This is a genomic window from Spirulina sp. CCNP1310 (genome assembly GCF_034932185.1).
Lineage (GTDB): Bacteria > Cyanobacteriota > Cyanobacteriia > Cyanobacteriales > Spirulinaceae > Spirulina.
In genome coordinates this window covers 104132-122118 of the sequence record NZ_JAYGHW010000089.1, presented here as the reverse complement: position 1 = coordinate 122118, position 17987 = coordinate 104132, and the positions used below count along the sequence as shown (strand labels likewise).

General features: G+C 52.8%; 20 protein-coding genes and 1 CRISPR repeat array (1 of these 21 cut by a window edge). Of the genes, 16 read left to right on the top strand and 4 right to left on the bottom strand.

Annotation, left to right across the window (positions count from 1 at the left end):
- Window positions 1-48 precede the first annotated feature (48 nt).
- The 11 genes from nblR (at window position 49) to trmB (ending at window position 8578) form a co-directional block, all read left to right on the top strand.
- On the top strand, window positions 49-735 hold the full coding sequence (nblR, locus tag VB712_RS14550; RefSeq protein ID WP_416236355.1) for a response regulator transcription factor NblR: 687 nt from the start codon (window positions 49-51) through the stop codon (window positions 733-735).
- Between the two features lie 42 nt (window positions 736-777).
- Window positions 778-1326 (top strand): DUF192 domain-containing protein, encoded by a 549-nt coding sequence (locus VB712_RS14545; RefSeq protein ID WP_323255936.1) that lies wholly within the window; start codon window positions 778-780, stop codon window positions 1324-1326.
- Between the two features lie 457 nt (window positions 1327-1783).
- Window positions 1784-2008 (top strand): DUF2949 domain-containing protein, encoded by a 225-nt coding sequence (locus VB712_RS14540; RefSeq protein WP_323255934.1) that lies wholly within the window; start codon window positions 1784-1786, stop codon window positions 2006-2008.
- Between the two features lie 261 nt (window positions 2009-2269).
- Window positions 2270-3142, top strand: coding sequence for a 3'(2'),5'-bisphosphate nucleotidase CysQ family protein (locus tag VB712_RS14535; protein ID WP_323255932.1), 873 nt, complete (start codon window positions 2270-2272; stop codon window positions 3140-3142).
- A gap of 183 nt (window positions 3143-3325) precedes the next feature.
- Window positions 3326-3694 (top strand): ferredoxin-thioredoxin reductase catalytic domain-containing protein, encoded by a 369-nt coding sequence (locus VB712_RS14530; protein ID WP_323255930.1) that lies wholly within the window; start codon window positions 3326-3328, stop codon window positions 3692-3694.
- Window positions 3695-3915: 221 nt separating this feature from the next.
- Window positions 3916-4302, top strand: a complete 387-nt coding sequence (locus VB712_RS14525) for a DUF309 domain-containing protein (protein ID WP_323255928.1) — start codon at window positions 3916-3918, stop codon at window positions 4300-4302.
- A gap of 51 nt (window positions 4303-4353) precedes the next feature.
- Window positions 4354-4842, top strand: coding sequence for an LptA/OstA family protein (locus VB712_RS14520; protein WP_416236360.1), 489 nt, complete (start codon window positions 4354-4356; stop codon window positions 4840-4842).
- Window positions 4843-4848: 6 nt separating this feature from the next.
- Window positions 4849-5577 carry an LPS export ABC transporter ATP-binding protein gene (gene lptB / locus VB712_RS14515; RefSeq protein ID WP_323255924.1) on the top strand — a complete coding sequence of 243 codons (729 nt, stop codon included), beginning with the start codon at window positions 4849-4851 and terminating at the stop codon, window positions 5575-5577.
- A 29-nt stretch (window positions 5578-5606) separates the two neighbouring features.
- Window positions 5607-6758, top strand: a complete 1152-nt coding sequence (locus VB712_RS14510) for an LptF/LptG family permease (protein WP_323255922.1) — start codon at window positions 5607-5609, stop codon at window positions 6756-6758.
- A 39-nt stretch (window positions 6759-6797) separates the two neighbouring features.
- Window positions 6798-7796 carry a hypothetical protein gene (locus VB712_RS14505; RefSeq protein WP_323255921.1) on the top strand — a complete coding sequence of 333 codons (999 nt, stop codon included), beginning with the start codon at window positions 6798-6800 and terminating at the stop codon, window positions 7794-7796.
- A 140-nt stretch (window positions 7797-7936) separates the two neighbouring features.
- Window positions 7937-8578 carry a tRNA (guanosine(46)-N7)-methyltransferase TrmB gene (gene trmB, locus VB712_RS14500; RefSeq protein WP_323255919.1) on the top strand — a complete coding sequence of 214 codons (642 nt, stop codon included), beginning with the start codon at window positions 7937-7939 and terminating at the stop codon, window positions 8576-8578.
- On the opposite strand, the gene rlmD is transcribed toward trmB, so the two are convergent.
- Entirely contained in the window at window positions 8555-9934 is a 1380-nt protein-coding gene (rlmD, locus tag VB712_RS14495; protein ID WP_323255917.1) for a 23S rRNA (uracil(1939)-C(5))-methyltransferase RlmD, read from the bottom strand. The genes trmB and rlmD overlap by 24 nt on opposite strands.
- A 123-nt stretch (window positions 9935-10057) precedes the next feature.
- On the opposite strand from rlmD, the gene VB712_RS14490 reads away from it, so the two are divergent.
- Together VB712_RS14490 and VB712_RS14485 are read left to right on the top strand one after the other, a co-directional pair.
- Window positions 10058-10543, top strand: a complete 486-nt coding sequence (locus VB712_RS14490) for an allophycocyanin subunit alpha-B (protein ID WP_323255915.1) — start codon at window positions 10058-10060, stop codon at window positions 10541-10543.
- 457 nt (window positions 10544-11000) lie between these two features.
- Window positions 11001-11444 carry an ATP-binding protein gene (locus tag VB712_RS14485; RefSeq protein ID WP_416236354.1) on the top strand — a complete coding sequence of 148 codons (444 nt, stop codon included), beginning with the start codon at window positions 11001-11003 and terminating at the stop codon, window positions 11442-11444.
- A 127-nt stretch (window positions 11445-11571) separates the two neighbouring features.
- Here VB712_RS14485 and VB712_RS14480 read toward each other — a convergent pair whose 3' ends face one another.
- Window positions 11572-11829, bottom strand: a complete 258-nt coding sequence (locus tag VB712_RS14480) for a DUF2442 domain-containing protein (protein WP_323255911.1) — start codon at window positions 11827-11829, stop codon at window positions 11572-11574.
- A 10-nt stretch (window positions 11830-11839) separates the two neighbouring features.
- Window positions 11840-12139 carry a DUF6439 family protein gene (locus tag VB712_RS14475; protein ID WP_323255909.1) on the bottom strand — a complete coding sequence of 100 codons (300 nt, stop codon included), beginning with the start codon at window positions 12137-12139 and terminating at the stop codon, window positions 11840-11842.
- A gap of 65 nt (window positions 12140-12204) precedes the next feature.
- On the opposite strand from VB712_RS14475, the gene VB712_RS14470 reads away from it, so the two are divergent.
- The gene (locus VB712_RS14470) at window positions 12205-12531 is read left to right on the top strand and encodes a hypothetical protein (RefSeq protein ID WP_323255907.1); all 327 of its coding nucleotides are present in this window, start codon (window positions 12205-12207) and stop codon (window positions 12529-12531) included.
- On the opposite strand, the gene VB712_RS14465 is transcribed toward VB712_RS14470, so the two are convergent.
- Window positions 12528-13055 carry a phosphoribosyltransferase gene (locus VB712_RS14465; RefSeq protein ID WP_323255905.1) on the bottom strand — a complete coding sequence of 176 codons (528 nt, stop codon included), beginning with the start codon at window positions 13053-13055 and terminating at the stop codon, window positions 12528-12530. The genes VB712_RS14470 and VB712_RS14465 overlap by 4 nt on opposite strands.
- Before the next feature lie 105 nt (window positions 13056-13160).
- Here VB712_RS14465 and VB712_RS14460 point away from each other — a divergent pair, with 105 nt between their 5' ends.
- The gene (locus VB712_RS14460) at window positions 13161-14816 is read left to right on the top strand and encodes an MFS transporter (protein ID WP_323255903.1); all 1656 of its coding nucleotides are present in this window, start codon (window positions 13161-13163) and stop codon (window positions 14814-14816) included.
- A gap of 142 nt (window positions 14817-14958) precedes the next feature.
- Entirely contained in the window at window positions 14959-15399 is a 441-nt protein-coding gene (locus tag VB712_RS14455) for an Hsp20/alpha crystallin family protein (RefSeq protein WP_323255901.1), read from the top strand.
- 249 nt (window positions 15400-15648) lie between these two features.
- A CRISPR array of direct repeats spans window positions 15649-17987; the repeat unit is 37 nt; unit sequence GTTACAACGCTAAAATCCCCGCCAAGGGGACTGAAAC (it continues 987 nt past the right edge of the window).

Sequence of the window (17987 nt, the reverse complement as noted above, 5' to 3'; positions counted from 1 at the left end):
GTGGAACAGGCCCATGGCTGCTCAAATTCAGGGTTCAAGGGAAGGGATGTGATGATCAACGAATTGCCCTGTGTGTTGGTGGTGACGACCGATAGCCGCTTTGGTCAACAGATCGAACAGGATCTCTTGGCGGCGGGTTATGACCCGGTGGTGAGTGAGAGCTTGAACCGGGTGGCCCAGCAGTTCACGGCCTTGAAACCAGCGTTGGTGGTCATTGATCACATCCAACTGGGGGAAGCGGCCTTGCATCTCTGTCGCCAATGGCGCAGGCAGGGCCAAACCTTGCCGATTTTGTTTTTCATGGCGATGGAGCGGGTTGAAGACCGGGTAGCCTGTTTGGAGGCGGGGGGGGATGACTATTTGGTGCAACCTTACCGGAGCGATCGCGTCCTTTCGCAAATTCAGTTCTACCTCCAACCCCCTCAGGAAAATGAGGAGCAGTTACGCTTTGGGGATTTGGTGCTGGATCTCACCACCCGACGGGCGATCCGCAATCATCGGGAATTTGATCTAACGATGAAGGAGTTTGAACTCCTGAAATATCTGATGCTCCATCCCCGTGATGTGGTCACTCGCGAGCAAATTTTAGAAAATGTTTGGGGCTATGATTTTGTCGGGGAATCTAATGTCATTGAGGTGTATATCCGCTATCTCCGTCTCAAAATTGAAGATGAGGGAGAAAAACGTCTGATTCAAACCGTGCGGGGTGTAGGGTATGTTCTGCGAGATGCTTAACCTTCCCCGGCCCGGCGATCGCCATTCCATTTCCATAAGCCGATGCGTGAACAAAACAAGCAAAAACAAATTGTGGTGTTGATGGTGGGATTAAGCCTGAGTTTTTTCGGCTGCTCACCCCTAGAGGTGGAGTCTGTCCCCACCCCCAGCCCCACGGTGGCCAAAGAATTTGTCATTGAACCCTATACAACTCCGCAATTGTTACCGATTGGGGCGATCGCCCGTTTTGAAGCGGTGGATCTTGCCATTGAGCTAGAAGTGGCCACCACACCAGAGGAGCAAGCAAGGGGCTTAATGTTTCGGCAAGCAGAATCCTTACCGGACAATCGCGGCATGATTTTTCCCTTTGACCCCCCCCGTCAGGTTTCCTTTTGGATGAAAAATGTGCCGATTGGTTTAGATATGGTCTTTATCTATCAGGGGGAAATTATTGAGATTGCTCAAAATGTTCCCGGCTGTAGCGGTGAACCCTGCCCCACCTATGGCCCGGATCAATTGGTGGATCATGTCATTGAATTGCGGGGGGGCCGGGCGGAAGCGATGGGGTTGGCGGTGGGTGATGGGGTTGAATTAGAATTTTTATCGCCTTAGGGGTTGCAAAAGATCCCGCATAGTGTAAAATCGGCTACACTATCTGATTAAGATCCCCCATCGCTTCGGTTTGATTCCCCCGGTTTATTGGGGTTGCCGGTGCTTTTTAGCCCCACTTTCCCCGGTGAGCGTGGCTCAAGCCCAGCCAGTTTTCAAGCCGCCACACGCAATTCAGATCGATAGAGCCGCCTGCAACGGTGTGCCGTCTATCGGGCTTGACCCTTTGGCTCCCCTGCTGATTTTCAGATTGGGGGCGATGAGGGTAAATTGATCCATGGATTCGACGGCTTCATCCTGAGCAGGGGGGATCTAGCCAGACCAGATCAGGATTGATCTGTTTTCAGGCTTTGTTTGCGATCCGCTGATAGTGGACAGATCAGACAGTGGCCGAGTTGCCCATCGGCTTTTAACCCTACCATCCACAATCAACAACAGTCATCAGGAGGTGATATTAACAATGCAAACTGGAACCTATCCGCGTTTAATCAAGTTCTTACACGATGAATTAGCCCTTTCCAAAGATTCAATTGCCATCGCCCAGCGGTCTTTTGAGAAGCATCCTGGCTCGTTCCCCATGATTCTTTGGCAATACGGCTTAATCACGCTCGAGCAGTTGGATCGCATTTTTGATTGGCTCGACAATACTTCTAGTTCTAACAATTTCAATGATGGCTCTCTCTAGAACAGCAATCTACCAATGTTTGATCTTGGATTTACCAAGTTTCAAAACGCAAAGGGGAAGGGAAACCTTCCCCTTTGTTTTAAAACGGAATTTGGCGGGAGCATTGAGAGGTATGGGGGCGTTGGCGTAGGCCTGCCGGAGGCACAAAATTTTTCGCCCCTACGCATTAAGGGTATTTTTAAGGGTATTTGAGCACATCTCCCAGATCGACACACCAAGGGTGGTAATAGAATGGGAACTGAGTTTTTATCGGTAGTTGTGATGATTGAGAATCGACTGGCTGAGATTGGGGCGATCGCCTGTGATGTGGCTTGGGGTGCGGCGGATGTGCTGCGGGCCTATTACCGGGGCGAGGGGGATCTCAACATCCAGGATAAAACCGGCGATCCGGTGACAGCGGCGGATCTGGCCGCCAATCATTATATTCTCGAACATCTCCAAGCCCAATTAACAGATGAACCTTTTGGCTACCTCAGTGAGGAAACCTATGATTTGGTGAAGATGGAAGCCAAACCGGAGGATTGGGTTTGGATTATCGATCCCTTGGATGGGACGCGGGATTTTATTGAAAAAACTGGCGAATATGCCATTCACCTCGCCCTCACCTACCAAGGCCGGCCCCAAATTGGCATTGTCGTCATCCCGGAAACGGAAAAGCTCTATTTTGCGATTAAGGGTCAAGGGACAACGGCAGAGGGGCGCGATCGCCACCGTACCCCCATCCGTCCCTCCAGCCATAGCCGCATTGAGGATCTGGTGTTGGTGGCCAGTCGCAGCCATCGCGATCTACGGCTGAATAAAATGTTAGAGCGGATGCCCTTTGGCGATCGCCAATATGTCGGCAGTGTGGGCTGTAAAATTTCGACGATTCTCGAACAACGCACCGATGTTTACATTTCCCTCTCTGGGAAATCCGCCCCCAAGGATTGGGATTTTGCCGCGCCGGAATTGATTCTCACGGAAGCGGGGGGCCAGTTCACCAGTTTTACAGGGGCAGAACTGCGCTACAACCAAGGGGATGTCAATCAATGGGGGGGCTTAATGGCCAGTAATGGCCCCTGCCACCGGGAGCTTTACACCCTCGCCTCGCAGTTATTAGTGGAGATTGATGCAGAACTGGCTGAGGAAGCCTAAATATTGCCTCTCGTGCGGCCTGACGAATGGAGGCAGAGCCTCCATGAGGGCATTCCTTGGCAGAGCCAAGGAACGAGGCAAGATTGCAATTTTTTGCCCCTCCCCCTCTTGTGCTGCCCCGGAGCCAACCCCGAAAATGGTACAATCCTTAGGGAACATCCAGTATTAACCCTATAGAATCCTATGACTTCTGCCAACGGTTCGTCTTCCAACACCGAGAAGACCCTCGAAGCGATGAAAAGCTTTTCTGAAACCTACGCTAAACGGACAGATACCTATTTTTGTATTGATCCCTCCGTGACGGCTGTGGTGATTGAAGGATTAGCCCGCCATAAGGATGAATTGGGTTCGCCCCTTTGTCCTTGCCGTCACTACGAGGACAAAGAAGCGGAAGTCAAAGCTGCCTATTGGAATTGCCCCTGTGTGCCGATGCGGGAGCGCAAGGAATGCCACTGTATGCTGTTTATTACCCCTGATAATGATTTTGCTGGGGATAAGCAGGATATCACGATGGAAGAAATCATCAAGGTTCGGGAAAGTTTGGCGGGTTAAACCCACTTCGTTTAGATGCTCACGATCCCCCCGGCTACGCCGACCCCCTTCATAAGGGGGTTGAATATTCAGAACCCCCCTTTTTAAGGGGGGCAGGGGGGATCCCGCTTTGCCTTAATGCTCACGATCCCCCCGGCTACGCCGACCCCCTTCATCAGGGGGTTGAATATTCAGAACCCCCCTTTTTAAGGGGGGCAGGGGGGATCCTCACCATTACCCCCATGCTGCCCACTGCCTTTGAAGATGCGATCGCCCAATTCAATCGAGGGGAATTTTACGCCTGCCACGATACCCTCGAAGCCCTCTGGTTTGAGGCCCTAGAACCAGAAAAAACCTTTTATCAGGGTATTCTCCAAGTGGCCGTCGCCTGCTACCACCTGGAAAACGAGAACCGACGGGGAGCGGTGATGCTCTTGGGGGAAGGGGTGCGACGACTGCGGGATTATCAACCGGATTATGGGGGCATTGATGTGGCCCAATTGATGACCGCAGGGCTAAATTTACTACACCATCTCCAACAGTCCTCCGATAGGATAGAACTAGGGCCTACCCCTCTCCCTCAGATCATCCCTTGCCATTCTCCACCGGATGGGGAACTGGAAAGCTGAAAAGCAGATCTAGAAGCCTTGGGAGATTTTTATCGGGTTGAAATTATGCTCATGCTCAAACACCAGACCAGTCAATTATTGGCTACCCTTTTTGCCATTGGCACAGGGGGGGCGATCGCCCTCTCAACGATGATGCCAGGGGCGATCGCCCAGGATGGCCGGGCGATCACCGTCCGCTCTGACCGCCAAGAAGCCGACCAAATCACCGGGATTATCACCGCCACCGGCAATGTCCGCGTTGATTATCCCGCCCGCCAAATTCAAGCCACTTCTGCCCAGGCCCAATACTTCAGCCGCGAGCAGCGCATTGTCATGACGGGGAATGTTTACGTCCTCCAGGAGGGCAACAGCATTCGGGGGGAAACGATTACCTATCTCATCGATGAAGGGCGGTTTGTGGCCACGCCCCAAGCCAATCGGCAAGTGGAATCGATCTATATCATCTCCGACCCCGAAGCCCCCGCTACCCCCCCCGCTGGCCCCCCAACCCCCACATTCAACCCCAAACCGGCCTTAAAACAACCGGAGAGCGGCCAATAGCAGCCCATGACCATCTACCTCAAAAATGTTAAAAAGTCCTACGGTAAGCGGGTTGTGGTCAATCAGGTCAGCGTCCAGGTTTCTTTAGGGGAAATTGTCGGACTTTTGGGGCCCAATGGCGCAGGGAAAACCACCACTTTCTACATGGCCACCGGGTTGATCCGGCCCAATGATGGCTCCGTTTGGCTGAACAATCGGGAAATCACCAAACTCTCCTTAAACGAGCGATCGCACCTGGGCATCGGCTACCTCACCCAACAGGCCAGTATTTTTCGCAACCTAACGGTACAGGAAAATATTGAACTGGTGCTCCAACAGGGGCCCCTTTCCCCCAAGGAACGCCATCGTCGCCTCCATACACTCCTGGGGGAATTTCGCCTCGAACAAGTAGCGAGAACGAAAAGTCGCCACATTTCTGGGGGGGAGCGGCGGCGGACAGAATTGGCCCGCGCCCTGGCCACTGGCAGCGATGGCCCGGAATTCCTCTTACTGGATGAACCCTTTGCCGGGGTTGACCCCATTGCGGTTTCGGAAATTCAAAAAATGGTGGCCCAACTGCGCGATCGCCCCATGGGGATTTTAATCACCGATCACAACGTCCGGGAAACCCTCGCCATTACCGACCGCGCCTATATCATGCGGGAGGGCGAAATTCTTGCCGCTGGCACGGGGGATGAACTCTACAATAATGCCCTCGTGCGTCAATATTATTTAGGTGAGGATTTTCGCATTTAGTTCACCTCTTTCTCTGTACCGCTGACCCTATGGCTTTCGGATTTCCCCGCTTTACTTTCCCCGGTTCCGTCCTCGATCGCTACATCATCAGCGAAATTATGGCCCCCTTTCTGTTTGGGGTGGGGTTGTTTTCTTCCCTGGGGTTTGCGGTGGGGGTGTTGTTTGACTTGGTGCGGCGGGTGACGGAGTTTGGTTTGCCGCTATCGGTGGCGATGCAGGTGGCGCTGTTGAGTGCGCCCCAGTTCATTGCCTATGCTTTCCCGATGTCGATCCTCTTGGCCACATTGATGGCCTATAGCCGTTTGGCGGCGGATAGTGAATTGATTGCCCTGCGGAGTGTGGGAACCAGTGTCTATCGCATTGTTTTCCCGGCGGTGATCATTAGTTTGGCGGTCACGATCCTGACGTTTTTATTCAATGATGTGGTGGTTCCCCGGGCTAATTATTACGCCGCCCTCACCTTGGAACAGGCTTTAACGGGCGATCGCCCCAATTTCCAAGAAAACAATATTTTTTACCCGGAATATGGGGAAATCGTCGATGACCAAGGACGACATCGCCAGGTTTTAAAACGGCTCTTCTATGCCGAACAGTATGATGGCAATGCGATGCACAACCTGACGGTGATCGATCGCAGTGAAGGCACAGTCAGCCAGATCATCACCTCGGAATCGGCTCAATGGGATCCCGGCCGGAACCGCTGGGATTTTTTCAATGGTGTGATTTATCTCCTCTCTAACGATGGTTCCTTTCGCAATATCCTCCGGTTTGAACGGGAACAGTTGCAACTGCCCAGCACCCCCTTTGATCTGGCCCAACGGGTGCGGGATAATACGGAAATGACGATCGCCGAAGCCCGGGAATACTTAAAAATTCTCGATCAAGGGGGCGATCCCCAGGAGCGGCGCAAAATCATGGTGCGGCTCCATCAAAAGGTTTCCTTTCCCTTTGCCTGTTTGATTTTTGGCTTGGTGGGGGCGGCGTTAGGGACGCGATCGCAAGGGGGAAAGGCCACCAGTTTTGCGATTAGTGTGGTGATGATTTTCTGCTATTACACGCTCTTCACCACCACCGGAGCCTTAGGGGTGGCAGGCGTGCTAGACCCCATTCCCGCCGCTTGGTTAACCAATGTTTTGGGCTTAGTTTTAGGGGGCGGTATTCTGTTACAAGTGGCCCGGTAGGGGCCGATTCGAGAGGGATGGCCTAAACTGAAGGTATCGGTGCAACTGGAATTTACGGCCATGCAGCCCCATCAGTCCCCTTCCCATCATCCCCATCACCCTCACCTTGAGGTTCACGTCGCGCCGCCCCCCTTCTATAAGCGGCCGAGTATCATCATTCCGGCAGTGGTGACAGTGTTGCTGAGTGGCTCGCTGTGGAGTTATAGCCAAAACCCCAACTGGTTGTCGGAAAGCCGGGAGGATAACCCTTGGATTGAGCATATTTTGAAGCTCAACCCGAATTTAAGCCGGGCTGACTTAGAGCAGGATGCGGAGTCGGGGGATTTGTCCTTTTGGTTTGGGCGATCGGGCAGTGACTATACGGGCAGTGGGGAAAAGCCTGTAAACCTGAATGAGAGTGATGAACCGAGCCTCTTAGATCAGTTCATGGAGTCCCAAAATGCCGAGGAGGTGCGGGAGGATGCCAATAATCCCTTTTTTAGTCCGCCCCCGGCTGAAGCTGATCCTGCGGATGGAACGGCAACCAACAGCCCAACAGCAACCCCTACCCCCTCGGCATTAGAAACGGCCCTCAAGGCCAATAATCCCACGCCTCCCCCCACCAGTCCCCTCCAGGATGCCCTCAATCGCCTCAATCCACCGAGTACCTCTACAGAGGCGGCGGCTTCTAATGGCAATGGGCAACCCTCTCGCTATGAAAACCCGAATAATCAAGGTTTAAATAATCCTGTCAGTAATCCCAGTCATTCAGGGACGATGGGGAATCTCAACCCTGATGGTACGTTGGCCCCCACGCCGCCTCCGAGTCGCACCAGTCGCAATGCCACTTCCACGCCGACGGTTGTCCCAATGCCCGCCCCTACGGGCCGTCGCGATACGCCCACGGTTCCCACGGTTCAACCCCAGGCACAAACGCCAGTCTCCAGCAATCAACGCCGGGAGCAGCCCCTCAATGCCGCCAATCAGCCGCAAAGTTATCAACGGGTGGGCGGGGGTGAAATGAACACGTTTGCGGATCCGTTGGGCAATCAGCGATGAAATTTGTGGGGATTGATTTGGGCTGGTCTTCGGGGGCCAGTGGGGGCCTATCGATTCAATGGTACGATTGATCGGGTTAGGGGCGCAAAAATTAAACCTTTCGCCCCTACTTCCCACTTCCCACTTCCCACTTCTCACCCATGCCCAGAGTCCGCGTCCGTCAGCACGTTAATCCCCTTAGTCAGAAATATCAGCAACCCGTCACTTTGCCCGATTGGAGCGAGGTTTATGGCGATCTCAACCGGCCCCTCCATTTGGATATTGGCTGTGCGCGGGGACGGTTTACGCTGGCGATGGCGGAAACCCAAGGGGATTGGAATTTCCTGGGTTTGGAGATTCGGGAGCCGCTGGTGGCGGAGGCGAATCGGATTCGCGATCAGCGGGGTTTGGATAATTTGCATTATTTATTCTGCAATGTGAATCGGGATGGAGGGGCGATCGCCCAATCTCTCCCCCCCCAAAGCATTCAATGGGTCTCGATCCAATTCCCCGACCCTTGGTTTAAGCAACGCCACGCCAAACGCCGGGTGGTGCAGCCGGAATTGGTGGGATTGTTAGCGGAAATTTTGCCCTTAGGGGCGCGGGTGTTTGTGCAGTCCGATGTGGGGGCGATCGCCCAGGAAATGGCGGATCAATTCCACACTCACGCCGCCTTTACCCGCACCCATTCAGAACCCTGGCTGGCGGAAAATCCCCTCCCCGTTCCCACCGAGCGGGAACTGGCCACATTCCGCAAAGGCCAGCCGGTGTACCGCGCTCTATTCCGCCGTGACCCGCTCTAGGAAGGCCACCGCCTCCCCGTGGGGGGTTTGGGGGAAAAAGTCCGCCGGTTGAATGTGCTCAATTTTGTATTGCCCGGTACTGCAAAGGTGCTGAAGATCCCGTGCTAGGGTGCTGGGTTTGCAACTGACATAGACAATGCGGGCGGGTTGGAGTCGGAGCAGACTATCGAGGACGGTGCGATCGCACCCTTTGCGCGGCGGATCAAGAATCACCACATCAGCAATTCCTTCTCTGTCGTACACCCAACTTTCCACGGTTTGGGCATAAAATTGCACATTCTGAATATTGTTCAGCTTGGCATTGGCTTTAGCTTGGGTGATGGCCGTAGCTTGGGATTCCACGCCAATGGCCCGCTGTACCTGCCGCGCTAGGGGCAGCGTAAACGTACCAATGCCACAATAGGCATCCAACAGCACCTCATTTCCCTGTAACTGCAACTGTCGCTCAATCACCCCTAACAATTGTTCCGCCACCTCCGTATTCACCTGAAAAAATGTTTCCGGCCGCAAATGGAGCGTCAACCCCGCGAACTGTTCCGCCAAATAGGAACGACCAGCGATCGTATAGGTATCGGGGCCAAAAATGATGTTATTGCGCTGGGGATTGTGGTTAATGCAGACCCCCACCAGGTCAGGATAGCGGGTCATCCAAGCTTGGGCCTGCTCCTCAATATTCGTTAAGGTTTCCTCCGTACTCACCAGCGTTAAGAGCATTTCTCCGGTACGCCGGCCAATGCGCAGAGCCAAATGGCGTAATCGTCCCTGGTGGCGTTCTTCGTTGTAAATGCTCCAGCCTTGGCTGGCAATATCCTGCTTCACCTCTGCCAAGAGGGGATCAAGGCGTTGATCCTGCACTGGGCATTGATTCAAATTCACCACCTGATGGGTTCCCTTGCGGTAATAGCCCGCCTGTACCCCTTGGTTGTGGCTGGAGCGGCTGAGGGGATAGGTGGCCTTGTTGCGGTAATGCAGGGGATCACCACTGAGAAGGGGGGCGATCGCCAAATCTTGAAAACCGCCAATCCGTTGCAGCGCTTGGGTGAGCAAGTTCACCTTGGCCTCCCCTTGGGCGGCATCGTCAATGTGTTGCCACTGACAGCCCCCACATTTATCCGCCACAATACAGCGGGGGCGAATCCGCTGGGGAGAAGGGGTGAGGAGTTCAACAAGCTTGGCGTGGGCGTATTGGGGCTTAACATGGGTGAGCCGCACTTGAAGGCGATCGCCCGGTACAGTATCAGGGATAAAGATAACGCGATCGCCCCAACGGGCCACCCCATCACCGCGATCGCTCAGATCAACAACATCCACATCGAGCAAATGGCCCTGTTGCCACAGGTTGGCGGGGTCAGACATAGGGGTTTTATTACAAAATATTACAGGCAGGCGACGGAATCCCGCAGTCCAAGGGGGTTCACTTCCTGAGAATTGCCAACTGTCGCTAAACTAACAGGTGGTATTTGAATCTATCACAATAAGATGAGCGTAGTTAGCCAAGTTATTCTCAAAGCCGATGATCAACTCCGCTACCCCAGTAGCGGCGAACTCCGGAGCATTGGCAGCTTTTTAGAAACGGGTATGCAGCGCATTCGCATCGCCGAAAGCCTTGCTGAAAATGAAAAAAAGATTGTCGAAAAAGCCAGCAAAGAACTGTGGCGGAAACGACCCGACTTCATCGCCCCCGGCGGCAACGCCTTTGGCCAGAAACAACGGGCCCTCTGCTTGAGAGATTACGGCTGGTATCTGCGGCTGATCACCTACGGGGTGTTAGCCGGGGATAAAGGCCCCATCGAAACCATCGGTTTAATCGGGGTGAAGGAAATGTACAACGCCCTCGAAGTGCCTGTCGCGGGCATGGTGGAAGCCGTGCGTTGCCTGAAAGATGCCGCCCTCGGTGTCCTGACCAGTGAAGATGCGGAAGCCACAGCTCCCTATTTTGACTACATCATCCAAGCGATGAGCTAGGGGGTGATGTGCGGGTTTTGCGGCTGTTGAGAGGGCGAATTTGCGTTTGCAGCGACAGAAATCCCCGTACTACCGATATTCAGTAAAGCCAGCCTTTAAGGGCAGCGTGTGTAAATACGCTGCCTTTATTGGGCCAATTATAAAAAGTGCATACAATTAACTATTTGTCAATGGGTAAGATCTAGCCATTTTCCGAAAATTTTTGTTATAGTAGAGGCTGAACGGTGAAGTCAAACTGACGATTTAAAACCATGATTGCCATCGTCGTTGCGCTGTGGAGGTACAACTGGCAAACGCTTCACCCATTAGTCTTTTATCTCTAGCCAATTCCACTCATGATTGCTCAAAACTGCGTTGGATTTTTGCTCGCCTACCCTTGAATCGCCCCTGTTCGAGGCAATCTGTGGGGTAAAACGCCCAAATTCATTTGTATTTTTAAAGCTGGAGGTCATTTCGTGTGATTGCGATTTCTTTGCCAACCCGGAAACAAGACTGGCAGACGATGAGCTTCGCTTCAACGCTCTACCTTTGTCCCATTCTTGACCTGCTCCTTGCTAAAGTTCCTCCAGAATATGAGCCGGAACTGCGCCTAGGCCTTCAAGAGGCGTTAGTCAATGCGGCCAAGCATGGTAATGGGCTAGATCCCAGTAAGCAGGTTTCTGTCCAGTTTTCCATTGCCGATGATCTCTATTCTTGGGTGATCACCGATCAAGGGGAGGGCTTTTGTGCAACCCCCCGTTGTCCGGCGAATCCTGAGGATCTATTACCCGATGAATGTTCTGAGGGCGGGCGGGGGCTATGCCTGTTGTATCAAATTTTTGATCAAGTCCATTGGAACCGAGAAGGAACCCAACTGAGGCTTTCAAAACGAGTTAAGCGTGAACGCTCCCTTTGGCGTTAACGCTTTTTTTTAGCCGATTTTTTCGGGTGATTGGAAATCTGTTTATACGATTGATCTGTATAGGGGCGAAAAATTTTTGTGCCTCCGGCAGGCTTACGCCAACGCCCCTACATCATTCGGCATCCTTTCAGGATTGGGGAGCGGGTGCGCCGCGTAACATCCCTTCGGTGCTGAGGTCTTCATCAAGGGCTTCCCAATGGAGGCCATAACCACCGCCACAGATTTGCCAAGCCTCTCGCTGCTCCGGTGTAGCGTTAAAGAGTCTTGGATACCAAATGAGCGGAACGTTAATCGTGCGTCCATCCATGAGATCAACGCTAATCAGATCGGCGGTGAAAGATACATCTTTAACCCGCTCATCAGCCCGAATCGCCAAAATACCCATGCGAAATCCCTCAATCCTTTAGGGAGATTTGGGTGGGGGAGCCGTGGGTGGGGCAGGGGGGGGCTTTGAGGGAGCGATCGAGCCAGCCGACGGCTTGCTGAAGATGGGTGAGGGCTTCTTGGGGTTGGTCGTTGAGGAGGAAGACGAGGGCGGCGGTGATCTGCTGTTGGGCTTGGGCGCGACGATCGCCCTTTAAACGATGCCAATCATTGGGGGCGATCGCCAACTGAGCGGCGAGGGCTTGGGCCAATGCCAAGGGGGTTTGGGTGGAGGAATGCAGGGTATTGTTGAGAGAAGACGCGGGGATCATAAAATGGTTGAGAATTCTGGAGGAACTTCTCCAGTATAGAAAGAGACGCAGATCAGGGGGAAACCATGGAGGGTGAAGAGGAATTTGCACAGGCGATCGCCGCCGCCGATGCTGCCCTAAAAGAACTCAAAGACCGTTTTGCCCAAGTCCTTCAGGATCAAGCGACGTTGACGGAACTGCAAAGCCAGCGGCAACAGGTGAAAACCAAGCAACCCCCAGCTTGGAAAACTGAACTGGCCCAGATTGAAAGGCAGATTGAGGCGATCGCCCTCAACCTCGAAAGCCGTCTGATCCAATGGCGCAGCTTCAAAGAACCCTTCTGGCAGATCATCCGCTACGGGGGCTTAGGGTTTATCCTCGGTTGGCTCCTCCACCGTTGGCTCCATTCCTAGGGGGCTGGGGTGGCGGCCCCATGGCGGGCGGCGATCGCTTCAATGGTGGTTTCTTCGTAATATTCAAAGGGTTGATGAATCCAGGGATTATCGGCAAGATAATCAACGTAATAATCCGGTTTACACACCGAACAAGCCTTATACCAGAGGACAGCGGTGCGAATTTCCGTCTCCGCTGTGCCATATTGAGTCATCAGCCAGCGTTGGGATTCCCGCAGGCTCACGCCCGAATCTGCTAAATCATCGAGGAGGAGGATGCGATCGCCCAATGTCTCACTCGTCATTGCCAAATGGTCAGAAAAGCGAATTTTTCCCCGGACGCGATTGCCTTCCCCACTGTAGGAAGCCGCCATCAGGATGGCCAGGGGGCGATTATACAAGCGGCACAGGATATCCCCCAGCCGCAACCCCCCCTTGGCAATGCAAACAATCTGGTTAAACTCCCAACCTGAATGATAGATCTGGGCAGCCAACTGTTCAATTTTGAGATGGTACTCCGACCAAGACACATAAAGATCCGCCATAGTCCTGCCGTATATTGTGGGGGAAAAGAATTTCAATTGAGTATGGCAAATTTCAGCCCAAAAGGCTGAATTTGTGATGATGCGATCGCCTTTCCCCCCCATACCATGACCTCATCCCCTGATCTCAACACCGATCCCCCCATCGTTAACGAACGTCTCACGTTTACCACCAAGCTGGCCTACGGTGCGGGGGATCTCGGCACTGCCATGAGTGCCAATGTCTTGATCTTTTTCCTGCTCTTCTTCTTCACCAACGTCGCCGGCCTCCCCGCCGGTTTAGCCAGTTCCGTCCTCGCCATCGGCAAAATTTGGGATGCGATTAACGACCCCCTCACCGGAATTTGGAGCGATCGCACCCGTACCCGTTGGGGGCGGCGGATTCCCTGGATGGTGGGGGGCGCGATTCCCTTTGGGATTTGTTTTTATTTGCAATGGCAAATCCCCCAATTCAGCCCCGACCCCACCACGAATCAATGGGGCCTGTTTGCCTACTATGTCACGATCGCCATTTTCTTTCACCTGATTTACACCGCCGTCAACCTCCCCTATACCGCCCTCACGCCGGAACTGACGGAGGACTACAACGAGCGCACCTCCCTCAATAGTTTTCGTATGGCCTTTTCCATCGGGGGCAGTATCCTGTCGTTGGTAATCGCGCAGATCATGTTTAGCCTCTACCCCGATGATCCCCTCCAACGGTTCCAATCCTTGGGATTGCTCTGCTCTTTAATTGCGGTGGTGGCGATTCTCTGGTGTGCGCTGCGGATGCGGGAGCGGGGGGCAGATCCGATCCTGCCGAAAACCTGGGGACGGAATTTAGGCTATGGCTTAGTCACGGTGGGAACCCTTGGACTGACGGGGGGGATTGTGGCGACTCTGCGGGGGCTATTCAATTGGAATGCTTTAGCGGGGTTGTTGTTGGGTATCCTGTTGATCGCCTTTGGGCTGACGATGATTTTTAACCGTCCCGAAGCCCATCTGATTGGCGAGGCGGCGAGTCAGGCGCGATCGCGCTCCGCTGCCCAGCCCAGTCTGCCCATTTTGAGTCAGTTAAAAGTGGTTTTTAATACCCGCCCCTTTCTCTACATTATTGGCATTTATCTCTGCTCCTGGTTAGCGGTGCAGTTAACCGCCTCAATTTTGATTTATTTTGTGGTGAGTTGGATGGGGATGCCGGAGGAATCGTTCCCGATGGTGGCGATCGCCGTCCAAGGAACGGCCCTCGGAATGTTGTTTGTATGGCGGCCGGTGAGTAATCACCTGGGCAAAAAAAAGGTCTATTACCTAGGGACGGCAATTTGGATCGTGGCCCAAGGGGGCCTATCGCTACTGCAACCGGGTCAAACGGGCTTAATGTACAGCCTAGCGATCTTAGCCGGGATGGGGGTATCAGTGGCCTATCTCATTCCCTGGTCGATGGTTCCCGATGTGATTGAATACGACGAACTCCACAGCGGCCAACGGCGGGAGGGGTTGTTTTATGGGTTTATGGTGTTGTTGCAAAAGTTGGGGTTAGCGTTTGCGGTGTTTTTGGTGGGTCAAGGGTTACAAATCGCCGGATTTATCGAGCGGCTCCCCAGTCAACCGATCCCCATCCAGCCGGATACGGCTTTGTTGGCCATTCGTCTGGTCGTCGGCCCGTTGCCCATCCTCATCCTTTGCCTGGGCATTGTCCTGACCCGTTTCTACCCCATCACGAAGGATTACCACCAGCAGATCCGCCAACAGTTAGCCACCCAACGGGCCAAAGCCACCCTGTAGGGGCGAAAAATTTTTCGCCCTCGCTGAATTACGGTTTTTTGCCCTTCCAGATTCGGTGTTTGCGACTGCAAAAGTGAGAAGAAATTAGCGATGATGTCATTGTCAAGCAAAGATTGCAATGCATTTTTTGGAGGTTTGAATTATGGCTCTCATTCGTTGGCAACCCTTCTCTGAAATTGATACTTTGCGTCGCCAAATGGATCACCTTTTTGAAGAAGTGGCGAATAATGGCCTCGCTGAGGCGGCGCTGTGGAAACCGGCGGTTGAACTTAAAGATGCAGAAGATCAATTGATTTTGCGGGCGCAATTGCCGGGGATTGCGGCTCAAGATGTGGATATCAGTGTGACGCGGGATCTGGTGTCGATTACGGGTGAGTATCGCAGTGAAAACCAAGGTGAGGAAAAGGGAATTTACCATTCTGAATTCCGCTATGGCCAATTTAAACGGGTGATTTCACTCCCGGTGGCGATCCAAAATGATAAGGTGACGGCGAATTTCAAGGATGGCATTTTGACTTTACATTTGCCGAAGGTTGATGAGGCGGTGAACCGCGTTGTTAAGGTGCAGTTAGCTGAAGGCTAATTTTTTAGGGGGGCGAGTATTTTCGCCCCTCTTTTGTGTTTGTTGGTGGGGGGTTTGGCGCGAACCTGGAGTGGTGGTGAGTTTCTGGGGGGGTTCGCGCAGGTTGCTGGAAGGGTTGATTTTTTTGGGGTTTTGGTTGTTTTTTGGGGAGGTTTGGGGGTATGATGGGGGGACTGAAGGGGCAAGTTTTTCGAGGTTCGCGCAAGTTGGTCTTGAAAGCTTTGCCGGGCAAGGGTTCTGGAGGGCGCTGTTACAACGCTAAAATCCCCGCCAAGGGGACTGAAACGCGCCATGGCCAGACTCGTAACCACACCACAGTTACAACGCTAAAATCCCCGCCAAGGGGACTGAAACTAAAAATTGGGCTGAATGGCCGGTGGAGCGGGATAGTTACAACGCTAAAATCCCCGCCAAGGGGACTGAAACATCAGGAGTGAGGGTTTGGTAATCGGTAACATCTGTTACAACGCTAAAATCCCCGCCAAGGGGACTGAAACAAATGTCACCACCCCAGAGGGGGCAACGGCATTAGGTTACAACGCTAAAATCCCCGCCAAGGGGACTGAAACCCCTCGTTGCATCGCTTCCCTGAGTAGCCAAAATGTTACAACGCTAAAATCCCCGCCAAGGGGACTGAAACCCGTGGTATCTGCCACCTCATAATTAACGGGGTTACAACGCTAAAATCCCCGCCAAGGGGACTGAAACTTTAAACTCTCAGCCCTAGACGTTTTGGGGCTGAGTTACAACGCTAAAATCCCCGCCAAGGGGACTGAAACAGCCATCTTGGAGATTGTTGGCTTTTTAGTCAACGTTACAACGCTAAAATCCCCGCCAAGGGGACTGAAACGTCAAAATTCGTCAGGCAGTGGAAAAAACATACCGTTACAACGCTAAAATCCCCGCCAAGGGGACTGAAACCTGTCGCCGTAGTTGAGCTATCTTGCCTTATCTTAGTTACAACGCTAAAATCCCCGCCAAGGGGACTGAAACCCTTCAGGAGGTGGTGAGCTTGCAACGGGCCAACGTTACAACGCTAAAATCCCCGCCAAGGGGACTGAAACTCCAACTCCTCTTTGAATTTATGTGTTTTATCTGTGGTTACAACGCTAAAATCCCCGCCAAGGGGACTGAAACTTTGTACTTAGCTGACGGATGATTTGTGTACAAAAGTTACAACGCTAAAATCCCCGCCAAGGGGACTGAAACCCCTGTGAATGAGAATCCTAAACCGTTAATCCGTTGTTACAACGCTAAAATCCCCGCCAAGGGGACTGAAACCCTATAGAATGTCAGCCATTGTCCCCGTTTTTTCGTTACAACGCTAAAATCCCCGCCAAGGGGACTGAAACCCATAGCCATTTTGCAGTGCTTGTAGCGTCTAAATAGTTACAACGCTAAAATCCCCGCCAAGGGGACTGAAACCATTTTGTTAGGGTTGAAAGCCATTATTTACCGTTACAACGCTAAAATCCCCGCCAAGGGGACTGAAACAATCATATTGTGGACTAACTCACCCCGATATGAATAGTTACAACGCTAAAATCCCCGCCAAGGGGACTGAAACATCATAAATTTAGCCATACCTTCACGGGTTTCTTGGTTACAACGCTAAAATCCCCGCCAAGGGGACTGAAACCCTCTGCGGTAATTTTCTTGCTCACAAATCGGGGGCGGTTACAACGCTAAAATCCCCGCCAAGGGGACTGAAACTCAAGAGTTGGCGGCCTCCAAGGTTGAGGATGTTGAGTTACAACGCTAAAATCCCCGCCAAGGGGACTGAAACTGCAGGATATTCCCAATACTAAAATCCAGAATAGTAGTTACAACGCTAAAATCCCCGCCAAGGGGACTGAAACCCCGGTATCCTCACAGGTAAGGCGGTCATCAGGGCGTTACAACGCTAAAATCCCCGCCAAGGGGACTGAAACCCAAACCCTGACGGGGAGAGCGATACAGCACCGTTACAACGCTAAAATCCCCGCCAAGGGGACTGAAACAGGGATCATCTCGGTGAAGAATGTCGCCCGGTGGGTTACAACGCTAAAATCCCCGCCAAGGGGACTGAAACACCGTAATAAATCCAACCTGCTTCTACCATCATAGGTTACAACGCTAAAATCCCCGCCAAGGGGACTGAAACCTGAATTGTGTGCTTATCGTCGGGCGGCATTTTTGCGTTACAACGCTAAAATCCCCGCCAAGGGGACTGAAACGATCGCTTCGTGGCATTCAAAAAGACTGTTCAAGGTTACAACGCTAAAATCCCCGCCAAGGGGACTGAAACATAACACCCTCAGTATCAACTTCAGCGTTAATCGTGTTACAACGCTAAAATCCCCGCCAAGGGGACTGAAACGATTAGTGAAGGCAATTTTGCAGTGGTAACTTTTGGTTACAACGCTAAAATCCCCGCCAAGGGGACTGAAACCTGGCAATGGTGGGAGGATGCAGAGCGTCGTGTTACGTTACAACGCTAAAATCCCCGCCAAGGGGACTGAAACCTGCCCCAAATGTTCCAATTGTTCCGATCCCCTCGTTACAACGCTAAAATCCCCGCCAAGGGGACTGAAACTCCCCATGTTTGC